The sequence below is a fragment of the Janibacter sp. CFPM2_SD2 genome (genome assembly GCF_057364645.1).
The window spans coordinates 1-9,696 of sequence record NZ_JBNFOF010000116.1 but is presented as its reverse complement, the minus strand read 5'-3'; the positions used below and the strand labels follow the sequence as shown (position 1 = coordinate 9,696).

Genomic DNA, 9,696 nt, shown 5'->3' with positions numbered 1-9,696 from the left:
GACTCCACCTCGCCGGCGCGCTCGGGCATCTACAACACGACCCGCCAGGTCGGCTCGGTCATCGGGTCCGCGGCCATCGCGGCGCTGATGTCGGCCCGCATCGCCTCCCACCTCGGTCCGCAGGCGGCCGAGCGCTTCGGCTCGGGCGAAGGGAGCGCCGCCGCCGGTCCCGCAGCCCTGCCCCCGCAGGTCGCCGAGGCCCTGTCGTCCGCCTTCGCCGAGTCGCTGCTCATGCCCGCCGCGGTCCTCGTGGCCGGCGCCCTCGCCGCCCTGGCGCTGGAGCAGATGCGCCACCAGCGGGGCTGACCCCCTTCGTGGGGTTGATCTATCCGGGTGGGCTGGGACTCACCCTCATACATCGACTCGCGAGGTCGAGGGCGGCGCCACCGTTGGGTTGATGTACCTCGGTGCGCTGGGACTCACTCTCATACATCGACTCGCGCACCCCGCCGCTCACCCGAGGTCGGCGACCGCAGCCTCCCACGCGACGGCGAGGGCGGCCAGGTCTGCCCGGTGATCGCGGATCCGGCAGCCCAGACGGTTGGGCTTGACCTCGATGCTCTCGGTCGCCCAGATCTCGAAGGCCTCGGGCCGCAGGTGCGAGGGCAGGTCGCCCGACGCATTGGTCACCCGCCACCACGTGACGTTGCCGCCGTAGACGCGCATGATCGCGCCGACCTGACGCGGGCCGGTGCCGACGAGGGCGGCGAGGTCGCCGTAGGAGACGACCCGGCCCCGGGGCACGAGCTCGACCGCCCGCAGCACCCGCTCGACGAGGACGTCGTCCACGACTGCTCCCGTCCTCTACCCAGCGCCTACTTCTCCGCGATCGTCACGCTCTCGATGGTGTGCACCTTGGCCGGGGCGCCGTCGCCGGCGGACCCGTCGGCCTCGATCGTCTCGACCGCATCCATCCCCTTCGTCACCTTGCCGAAGAGGCTGTAGCTCGGCGGCAGCTGCACGCCCGCGTCGCCGGTGATGATGAAGAACTGCGAGCCGTTGGTGTTCGCGCCGGCATTGGCCATGGCGACCGACCCGATCTCGTAGTCGCCCTGCTGCGGCAGCTCGTCGTCGAACTCGTAGCCGGGCCCGCCGCTGCCGTCGCCCGACGGGTCGCCGCCCTGCGCCATGAAGTCCTTGATGACCCGGTGGAAGGTCAGCCCGTCGTAGTACTTGTAGCGCGCGAGCACGACGAAGTTGTTGACCGTCTTGGGCGCCTGCTTCGCGTCGAGCTCGATCGTCACCTCACCGGCGTCGGTGGTCATCGTCGCGGTGTAGGTCTTCGCCTCGTCGATGCACATCGGCGGCGCCTGCTCGAAGCTCGTGGCACGCACCTCGGCCCCGCCCTCCGGCGGGCACTCGGTCTCGCCGCTGATCGCCGTGGTCTCGGCGCCAGACGCCCCGCCGGCCCGGCCCCGTCCCCCGACCCGTCGTCGGAGCCGCACCCGGCGAGGGCGAGCACGGCGGAGGCGGCGAGGGCGGCTGCACGTCGGGTCATGGGCGGGAGTCTAGGAGCGGCGGAGCATGATGAGGGCCATGATCGCCATCACCGACCTGCTCGGCACGACCCACCCGATCATCAGCGCCCCCATGGCCGGGGTCGCCGGCGGCCGCCTCGCGCACGCCGTCTCGGCGGCGGGCGGGCTCGGCATGATCGGCGCCCGCGGCACCTCGTCGCCGGAGTGGATCGCCGAGCAGGCGGCGATCGCGGGAGAGGGGGCCTCCCCCTTCGGCATCGGGCTCATGGCGTGGGTGCCGCAGCTCGACGAGCAGATCGACGCGATCACCGCGCTCGCCGGCCTGTCCCGGCCCAAGCTCGTGTCGGTCTCCTTCGGCGAGCTCGTCGAACCTGTCCGCCGCCTGCACGAGTGGGGCCTGCTCGTCGCCTGCCAGGTCGGCAACGCGGCCGATCTCGAGCAGGCGATCGAGGCGCGCGCTGACGTCATCGTCGCCCGCGGTGGCGAAGGGGGCGGACACGGGCGTGACGAGGTGGCCACCGACGACCTGCTCGCGATGGCCCCTGGCCGCGACCGACCGCCCCGCTGCTCGCCGCGGGCGGCATCTCGACCGCTGCCGACGTCGTCAGGGTCATGGGCGCCGGAGCGGCCGGCGTGTGGTGCGGCACCCCCTTCCTCACCTGCGTCGAGGCCGACAACTCGCCAGCGGCGCGGGCCGCGCTCGTCGCCGCCGACGCCACCCGCTACTCGCGTGTGCACGACGTCGCGCAGGACCTCGCGTGGCCGCGGGAGTTCGGCGGACGGGCAGTCGACACCCCCTTCGTCCAGCGATGGGCCGGTGACGAGGACGCGATGACCGACGCCGCCCGCGCCGAGCACGCCGACGGCCGGGAGCGCGGCGACACCGGCTACACCCCGCTGTACGCCGGCGTGGGCGTCGACCGCCTCACCTCCGAGACCGACGCGGCGAGCGTCGTGCGGTCGCTCGTGGACGGCATTTGATCTGACGTGAGCGCCGTCACAGGATGAGGTCATGAGCGACGAGACCACCGCGGGTGTGCACTTCCCGGCCGACGACCAGGGCAAGCGGTCGACGACCACGACGACGAAGGGAGTGCTCGCGGACTCGGTCCGTGGCGTCGACCCCGCGCTCGCCGCGCGCATCGACGGCGCCCGCGAGTGGCGCACCGACTACGTCGACCTCGTCCACGACGTCACCGCCGCCAGCGCCCGCTCGGCCGAGGCCGCGAGCCGGATCGCCGCCGACGGGCTCGCCTCGATGCGCCGCCGGATGGTCCTCGTCGACGAGGCCGGCAGCGAGGTGCCGCTCGAGCAGGCGCACGCGGGGATGCCCGCCGGGGCGGCCCCCTTCGGCACCGAGAGCGTGCGCGGGACGGCCGAGCCGGTCACCGAGCTGCGCGTCCCCGTCGGCGGTCGCGAGCTCGCCGGCGAGGAGCTGCGCGGCCAGCTCGGCGCCTGGGTCGACGCCGGGCTCGTCGAGCCCTCCTTCGCCGAGGCGGTCGGTGAGGTCATCGACCACCCGGAGTGGCTCGCGCTGCCCGGCCACCGCGCGCTGCTCGTCGGGGCCGGTGCCGAGATGGGGCCGCTCGAGACGCTGCTGTCGTGGGGTGCCGACGTGCTCGCCATCGACCTGCCGCGCAGCCGCGCCTGGCGCTACAAGAAGGGTCTGGCGAGCCGCGGTGCCGGCACCCTGACCTTCCCCGTCGACGCCGCGGGCGACTCCGGCGCCGACGTCGTCCACCAGCCCGGGCAGGTCCTCGAGTGGGTCCGCCGGGTGCGTGGCGACGAGCCGCTCGCCGTCGGCATGCACGCCTACGCCGACTCGGGGGTGCACGTGCGGGTGAGCGCCGCCATGGACCTGCTCATGGGCGAGCTCACCGACGACGACGCGCGGACCGCGCTCGCCTGGCTGGCGACGCCGACCGATGCCTTCGTCGTGCCGCCGGAGGTCGTCGAGGAGTCCCGGCGCCGTTGGGCCGCACGGGGGTTCGCGCTCAAGGGCGTGCAGGCGCCGGCCCGCGCGCTGGGCCGTGGGCGGCTCTTCGCGCCGGCCTACCGCGATCGCCGCGCGGGCGAGTCCGGCATCGCCGACGTCCTCGTGCCGCAGCAGGGCCCCAACTACGCGGTGGCCAAGCGGCTGCAGCGCTGGCGGGGCGTCGCGGCCGAGGGCGCCGGCCAGACCGTCTCCTTCAACGTCGCGCCCGCGACGTGGACCCGCTCGGTGACGAAGAACCCCGTGCTCGGCGCGGCCTACGGCGGCGCGCACCACTTCGGGGTCGAGGTCTTCCGCCCCGAGACGGTGCGGCCCCTCATGGCGGCGCTGCTCGTGCGCGACCTCGTGCGGGAGACCCCGCAGCGCGCGCACCCGGAGGAGCTCTTCAGCGAGGCGGCGGCCCACGGTGGTCTGTGGCGCGTGGGCTACGAGCCCAAGACCGCGCTCGGCGTCGCCGCCGTGGCCGGCCTGCCCGGCTCCCTTCGGCGGCGGCTGCGGGGCTGAGCGCAGCCGCCAGCCGGACGAAGGGACGTCAGCTCCCCGTCGTGCCCGCGCAGCAGCTGGCTGAAGTCGGTCACCGGGCCCAGCGGGCCGCTCGCCTCGTCACCCGTGGGTGCGAAGCCGGCGACTCCGGTGCGCTCGGCGACGACCAGGGCCGCGAGCTCGCCCGCGGCACGGTGCACGCGGCGCTCGAGGTCGGCGTCGCCACCGAAGTCCTCGGTCGCGGCGAAGACCGCGGTCGGCACGACGACCGCGCGCAGGTAGGCGAAGAGCGGGCGCATCGCGTGCTCGAGCACGAGGCTGTGCCGGGGCGTGCCCGCGGTGGCCGCGACGAGTACCGGCTTGCCGATGAGCGCGTCCTTGTCGAGCAGGTCGACGAAGGTCTTGAAGAGGCCGGAGTAGCTCGCGGTGAAGACGGGCGTCACGGCGATCAGGCCGTCGGCGGCGTCGATCTTGGCCTGGACCGCCTCCAGGCCCGGCGTCGGCCGGTTGCCCGAGACCATCGTCTGGGCCATCTCGACGGCCAGCTCGCGCAGCTCGACGAACTCGATGTCGACCGACTCGCCGCGCCCGCCCACGGCGGCGCGGGTGGCGTCGGCGAGCTGGTCGGCGAGCAGCCGGGTGCTCGAGGGCGACGAGAGCCCAGCGGTGATGACGACGACGGACCTGCTCATCGGGCGGCGACCTCCTCGCGCTGCGCCGCCGCCTCCTGCTCGGCGATGGCGACCGGGCTGGTGACGACCTTACGGTGCGGGCTGTCGGGGCCCTCGGCCACCAGCGACGCGTGGGTCGGCGGCTCGCTCGGCACGCCCTCGGGACGACGTGCCTCGAACTCCCTTCGCAGCACCGGCACGACCTCGCGACCGAGGATCTCGACCTGCTCGAGGACCATCTCGAGCGGCAGGCCGGCGTGGTCCATGAGGAAGAGCTGGCGCTGGTAGTCACCGACGTGGTCGGCGAAGGAGAGGGTGCGCTCGATGACCATCTCGGGCATGCCGACGGTCAGCGGCGTCTGCCGGGTGAAGTCCTCGAGCGAGGGCCCGTGCCCGTAGACCGGCGCGTTGTCGAAGTAGGGCCGGAAGACCCGCTTCGCCTCGGCCTCGGTGTCGGCCATGAAGGCCTGCCCGCCGAGCCCGACGATCGCCTGGCTGGCGTCGCCGTGGCCGTAGTGCTCGAAGCGCTGCCGGTAGAGACCGACCATCTGGGCGGTGTGCTCGATGTTCCAGAAGATGTTGTTGTGGAAGAACCCGTCGCCGTAGAAGGCGGCCTGCTCGGCGATCTCGGTGGACCGGATCGAGCCGTGCCAGACGAAGGGGGCGACGCCGTCCAGTGGCGCCGGGGTGGCGGTGAAACCCTGCAGCGGCGTGCGGAACTGGCCCTTCCAGGTGACGTTCTGCTCGCGCCACAGGCGGCGGAGCAGGTGGTAGTTCTCGATCGCCAGCGGGATGCCCTGGCGGATGTCCTTGCCGAACCACGGGTAGACCGGGCCGGTGTTGCCGCGGCCCATCATCAGGTCGACGCGCCCGCCCGACAGGTGCTGGAGGAAGGCGTAGTCCTCGGCGATGCGCACCGGGTCGGTCGTCGTGATGAGCGTCGTCGCGGTCGAGAGCTTGAGGCGCTCGGTCTTGGCGGCGATGTAGGCGAGGTGGGTCGTCGGCGCGGAGGGGACGAAGGGCGGGTTGTGGTGCTCACCCGTGGCGAAGACGTCGAGCCCGACCTCCTCGGCCTTGAGCGCGATCTGGGTCATCGCGTGGATCCGCTCGCCCTCGCTCGGCGTGCGACCAGTCGTGGGGTCCATCGTCACGTCGCCGACGGAGAAGAGTCCGAACTGCATTGCCGCCTCCAATTTTGTTGAATCGTCAACTAGTCTAACGGCAGGGGGCTGGCGATGCATTCCCGTAGGCCTCGAGATTCTCGGGTGACCCGAGAAACTGCCCCTTCGCAAGGGTTTGAAAACCCTTGCGAAAGGGGGCAGTTTCTCTTGCTCAGTTGCCGTCCAGGCCCTCGGTCAGTCCCGTTCGAGCAGGGCCGCGACCTCGTGGGTCAGCTCCTCGGCGGCCTCGATCTCGACCCGCCGGCTGGAGACGGACTCGATGTTGAAGCCGAAGGGGATGCCGAGGTAGCGGCAGAAGTCGGTGAGCTCGCGGGCGGCGTTGAGCGCGTGCTGCCGCGACCACTTCAGCGGGTCGTCGGCGTGGACGATCTCGTTGCGCACCCAGCTGGGCACCCGCACGCCGAGCCACTCGAGGAAGCTCAGCGTCTTGTCCGACCCGCACAGCGACAGCGTGAAGATCAGCGGCGCCGGGTCGAGCTCGTCCTCGACGACGGCATAGCGGTAGTCGGAGGCGAGGTTCTTGGCCGCGCCGATGTCGTAGACGATCTGGCTGATGAAGAAGCCGGCGCCCCCGTGCTGCTTGCGCAGGAGGCGCTCGTGCTCGTCGCCGCGACTCGAGTGGCGCTCGGGGATCGTCACGCCACCCAGGGGCAGGCTCGGGCGCACCTCGCGGTGCAGCTCCAGCGCCCGCGGCAGGCTCGTGCGGACCTCGGCATCGCTGCTCGAGCTGCCGACGAAGACGGTCAGGACGTTGTCCGGCGCGGCCCGCAGCCAGGTGGCGAGCTCCTCCTCGCGGTACTTGCCGACGGCCCGGTAGACGATCGCCGGCCGATCCCAGCGCGCGAGCTGGCGGTCGAGGTAGTCGCCCGGGTCGAGCATCGAGGCGAAGGGGAAGGGGCGGGGGGTCGCGTTGCGGTCGGCCTCGTCGGTGATGTCGTAGAGGACGAGGGCGTCGACGGGCAGGGCCTCGACGCGGGCGAGGGTCCGCGCGGCGATCTCGCTGATCCGCTCGGGGGCGGTCTCGGCGCGGGGAGGGGTGATGCCGAAGAGCAGGACCTCGCGCGGGTTGCGCACCGCGGCGGGGAAGTCGCCGGGGGAGGGGGGCTTGGATTCCTCCGCAGGGAGCTCGCTCATGCGGGCACCGTAACCGCCCACCGGCCACTGGCTAGGCTCGGCCCGACACCCGGACACCATCCCCCTTCGAGGAGAGCACCGTGCAGATCACCGATACCGCCGCCATCGTCACCGGAGGAGCCTCGGGCCTCGGCGCGGCGACCGCCGCAGCGCTCGCCGCGGGCGGCGCGCGCGTCTTCGCCGTCGACCTGCCGGCCGCCATCGAGGGTGCCCCGCAGGTCGACGGCATCGAGTACGTCGCCGTCGACGTCACCGACCCCGAGCAGGTCCAGGCCGCGGTCGACACCGCAGCCGGCGCCGGCGTCCCGCTGCGCACCGTGGTCAACTGCGCCGGCATCGGCCCGTCGATGCGCATCCTCGGCAAGAAGGGCCCGCACGACCTCGGCCTCTACGCCAAGATCATCCAGGTCAACCTCGTCGGCTCCTTCAACGTGCTGACCCTCGCCGCCGAGAAGATCTCCCAGACCGAGGCCCTCGAGCACGGCGCCCGCGGCGTCATCATCAACACCGCCTCGATCGCCGCCTACGACGGCCAGGTCGGCCAGGCCGCCTACTCCTCGAGCAAGGGCGGCATCGTCGGCCTCACCCTCCCCGCCGCCCGCGACCTCGCCCAGCACGGCATCCGCGTCATGACCATCGCCCCCGGCATCGTCGAGACCCCGATGCTCGCGACCGTCTCCGAGGAGTTCCGCGAGGGCCTGGCCAAGGGAGTTCCCTTCCCGCAGCGCCTCGCCCGCCCCGAGGAGTACGCCCAGCTCGCGCTGTCGATCATCGACCACGACTACCTCAACGGCGAGGTCATCCGCATGGACGGGTCGCTGCGCATGGCTCCTCGCTGACCCCGGTCCCTATCGCGGGCCCGTCCGCGGGCACAGGGTGGGGGTGGCCCTAAGGAAAAGTCCCGACTCCTCTCGCGCTCGCCTCACCTGGCGCGGGAGGGTCGGGACTTTCCCATGAGTCGGGCCGACCCCCACCCTGTGCCCGCTCCCCTCTGCCCCGGTCCCTGAGGAGGGCGCCCCGCGCCCGTCTCGAAGGGGCCGGTCAGGCGGGGTCGGTGACGTCGGCGACCTGGGCGTCGAGGTGGGCGAGCATGGCGTCGGCGTCGAGGGTGGCGGCGACGCCGTGGGCGCCGGCGCCGATCGAGACGGTGCGGCCGGCGACGGTCTCGTCGGCGATGACCGGCAGAGCCCGCAGCGAGCCGAAGGGGGTGATCGTCCCCCGCTCGTAGCCGGTCACCTCGCGGGCGATCTCCTTGTCCGGCAACGAGATCCGGTTGACCGACAGCAGCGCCCGCAGCTTGGGCCAGGAGATCTGGCGGTCGCCGGGGACGAGGACGAAGAGGTGGTCACCCTCCCCCCTTCGCACGACCAGGGTCTTGATGATGTCGCGCGGCTCGACCCCGCGGGCCGCGGCCGCCTCCTCGAGGGAGCGGACCATGCCGTGCCGGGTGATGGTGTGCTCGATGCCGCTGTCGGTCAGGGCTCGTGCCGCTCGGGTGCCGCCGTCCATGGTCAGCAGCCTACGGCCGCCCGAGTCGCGCTCTCAGGCGCTGGCTCAGCTCGACGTCGTGCTGGAGCCGGCTGAGCTCGGCGGCGCGAGCAGCCACTCCCTGCGTCCGCAGGTGCTCCGCCAGGTACTCCCAGTGGTCGCGCGCCATGTCGACAGCCGTCAGACCGTCGTAGGGCTCGTCCGGGCCGACCACGGTCACAGCCGTCTCGGCGATCTCCTCGACGGTCGTGTGCTGCCAGAGGTCGTCGGGGCCTGGGTGGTCCAGCCACGGTCGGCGAGCAGGACCCGCCGGGTGCCGTCGTCGAGGACGGCCAGGTGGAGCGCGGACACGGACATCGACCGGGGGCCGTTGGCGCCACCGTCGAGGTCGACGACGGTCAGCAAGCGCGTCACGGAGTCCATGACGGTTCATCCTGCCAGCACGCACACATCACATGACGTTATGAATACCCAAACTCAGGCTTATGATTGGACGCATGGCCTTCTTCACCTTCCCCAACCCGGTCAACGACAAGGCGGCGCGCACGGTCGCCACCGGTGTCGTCGCAATCAGCGTGCTGACGCTCGTGACCGGCTGGTGGTGGCTGCTCGTGCCGCTCGCGCTGGGCTTCCTCGGTCGGGTCCTCGCCGGGCCCCGGCTCAGCCCCCTCGGCTGGCTGGCGATGCGAGTCGTGGCGCCGCGCCTCGGCGAGCCGGTGCTCACCCCGGGGCCGCCGAAGCGCTTCGCCCAGGGCATCGGCCTGGCCTTCTCGACGACCGCAGCGGTCCTCGCCCTCGGTCTCGGCCTGCAGACCGCCGCGGGGATCGTGCTCGGCGTGCTCGTCGTCTTCGCGACCCTCGAGGCGGCGCTCGGCTTCTGCGCCGGCTGCTGGGCCTTCGGTCACCTCATGCGCCTGGGCGTCATCCCCGAGGAGACGTGCGAGGCCTGCGCCGACATCACCCGTCGCCGCCCGGCCGTCGAGGAGCCGGTGACGACGGCCTGAGCCGCCGCCCCCCTTCGAAGAAGAAGCGCCCGGTCGATCGGGCGCTTCTTCTTCGAAGGGGGGCGTCGTGCCGCCCGCGGCCCTCAGCGACCGAGGAAGGCGTCGAAGAGCGCCTGCGTCTCGGGCAGTGCGGCCCGGGCGCGGATCGTCTCCGCCTCGTCCTGACCGCTCTCCTCACGAGAGCGAAGGGAGCCAGCCCGCAGCAGTCGTCGGGTCTGGCCGTAGGCGCCGGCCGGTCCGGCGGCCCAGGTGGCCGCGAGCTCA

The 9,696-nt window shown here is 72.7% G+C and carries 12 protein-coding genes and 3 pseudogenes; 6 read left to right on the top strand and 9 right to left on the bottom strand.

The features are described from left to right. Positions 1–306: pseudogene (locus AC2W7J_RS11545) on the top strand (MFS transporter); the annotation flags it as partial. A gap of 147 nt (positions 307–453) precedes the next feature. On the opposite strand, the gene AC2W7J_RS11540 reads toward AC2W7J_RS11545, so the two are convergent. Both AC2W7J_RS11540 and AC2W7J_RS11535 read right to left on the bottom strand, forming a co-directional pair. Next, the gene (locus AC2W7J_RS11540; protein WP_485982545.1) at positions 454–789 is read right to left on the bottom strand and encodes an MGMT family protein; all 336 of its coding nucleotides are present in this window, start codon (positions 787–789) and stop codon (positions 454–456) included. Positions 790–815: 26 nt separating this feature from the next. Then, positions 816–1,445: a peptidylprolyl isomerase gene (locus AC2W7J_RS11535; RefSeq protein ID WP_485982543.1), complete on the bottom strand. Its 630-nt coding sequence runs from the start codon at positions 1,443–1,445 to the stop codon at positions 816–818. Between the two features lie 79 nt (positions 1,446–1,524). On the opposite strand from AC2W7J_RS11535, the pseudogene AC2W7J_RS11530 reads away from it, so the two are divergent. The 3 genes and pseudogenes from AC2W7J_RS11530 to AC2W7J_RS11520 all read left to right on the top strand — a co-directional run. After that, a pseudogene (locus AC2W7J_RS11530) lies at positions 1,525–1,995 on the top strand (NAD(P)H-dependent flavin oxidoreductase); the annotation flags it as partial. Between the two features lie 95 nt (positions 1,996–2,090). Continuing rightward, positions 2,091–2,459, top strand: a complete 369-nt coding sequence (locus AC2W7J_RS11525) for a nitronate monooxygenase family protein (RefSeq protein ID WP_485982541.1) — start codon at positions 2,091–2,093, stop codon at positions 2,457–2,459. A 31-nt stretch (positions 2,460–2,490) separates the two neighbouring features. Beyond that, positions 2,491–3,975 (top strand): hypothetical protein, encoded by a 1,485-nt coding sequence (locus AC2W7J_RS11520; protein WP_485982539.1) that lies wholly within the window; start codon positions 2,491–2,493, stop codon positions 3,973–3,975. Here the strand turns inward: AC2W7J_RS11520 and AC2W7J_RS11515 are convergent. From AC2W7J_RS11515 to AC2W7J_RS11505, 3 genes are all read right to left on the bottom strand, one after another. Then, on the bottom strand, positions 3,897–4,646 hold the full coding sequence (locus AC2W7J_RS11515; protein ID WP_485982538.1) for an FMN reductase: 750 nt from the start codon (positions 4,644–4,646) through the stop codon (positions 3,897–3,899). The genes AC2W7J_RS11520 and AC2W7J_RS11515 overlap by 79 nt on opposite strands. Beyond that, positions 4,643–5,806, bottom strand: coding sequence for an LLM class flavin-dependent oxidoreductase (locus tag AC2W7J_RS11510; RefSeq protein WP_485982536.1), 1,164 nt, complete (start codon positions 5,804–5,806; stop codon positions 4,643–4,645). The genes AC2W7J_RS11515 and AC2W7J_RS11510 overlap by 4 nt, the downstream gene beginning before the upstream one ends. 174 nt (positions 5,807–5,980) lie before the next feature. Next, positions 5,981–6,940 (bottom strand): 5,10-methylenetetrahydrofolate reductase, encoded by a 960-nt coding sequence (locus AC2W7J_RS11505; RefSeq protein ID WP_485982534.1) that lies wholly within the window; start codon positions 6,938–6,940, stop codon positions 5,981–5,983. A gap of 80 nt (positions 6,941–7,020) precedes the next feature. Here AC2W7J_RS11505 and AC2W7J_RS11500 point away from each other — a divergent pair, with 80 nt between their 5' ends. Continuing rightward, positions 7,021–7,779, top strand: a complete 759-nt coding sequence (locus AC2W7J_RS11500) for an SDR family NAD(P)-dependent oxidoreductase (RefSeq protein WP_485982532.1) — start codon at positions 7,021–7,023, stop codon at positions 7,777–7,779. Between the two features lie 202 nt (positions 7,780–7,981). On the opposite strand, the gene AC2W7J_RS11495 is transcribed toward AC2W7J_RS11500, so the two are convergent. The 3 genes from AC2W7J_RS11495 to AC2W7J_RS11485 are packed head-to-tail and all read right to left on the bottom strand — an operon-like array spanning position 7,982 to position 8,842. Beyond that, positions 7,982–8,449 (bottom strand): aminoacyl-tRNA deacylase, encoded by a 468-nt coding sequence (locus AC2W7J_RS11495; protein WP_485982530.1) that lies wholly within the window; start codon positions 8,447–8,449, stop codon positions 7,982–7,984. Positions 8,450–8,459: 10 nt separating this feature from the next. Beyond that, a complete protein-coding gene (locus AC2W7J_RS11490; RefSeq protein ID WP_485982528.1) occupies positions 8,460–8,642 on the bottom strand; it encodes a hypothetical protein in 183 nt (60 codons plus the stop codon). Between the two features lie 2 nt (positions 8,643–8,644). Then, complete coding sequence (locus AC2W7J_RS11485) at positions 8,645–8,842, bottom strand: hypothetical protein (RefSeq protein WP_485982526.1); 198 nt, start codon at positions 8,840–8,842, stop codon at positions 8,645–8,647. Positions 8,843–8,925: 83 nt separating this feature from the next. Here AC2W7J_RS11485 and AC2W7J_RS11480 point away from each other — a divergent pair, with 83 nt between their 5' ends. Next, the gene (locus AC2W7J_RS11480) at positions 8,926–9,432 is read left to right on the top strand and encodes a DUF4395 domain-containing protein (protein ID WP_485982524.1); all 507 of its coding nucleotides are present in this window, start codon (positions 8,926–8,928) and stop codon (positions 9,430–9,432) included. 83 nt (positions 9,433–9,515) lie between these two features. Here AC2W7J_RS11480 and AC2W7J_RS11475 read toward each other — a convergent pair. Continuing rightward, positions 9,516–9,696, bottom strand: a pseudogene (locus AC2W7J_RS11475) (enoyl-CoA hydratase/isomerase family protein); the annotation flags it as partial.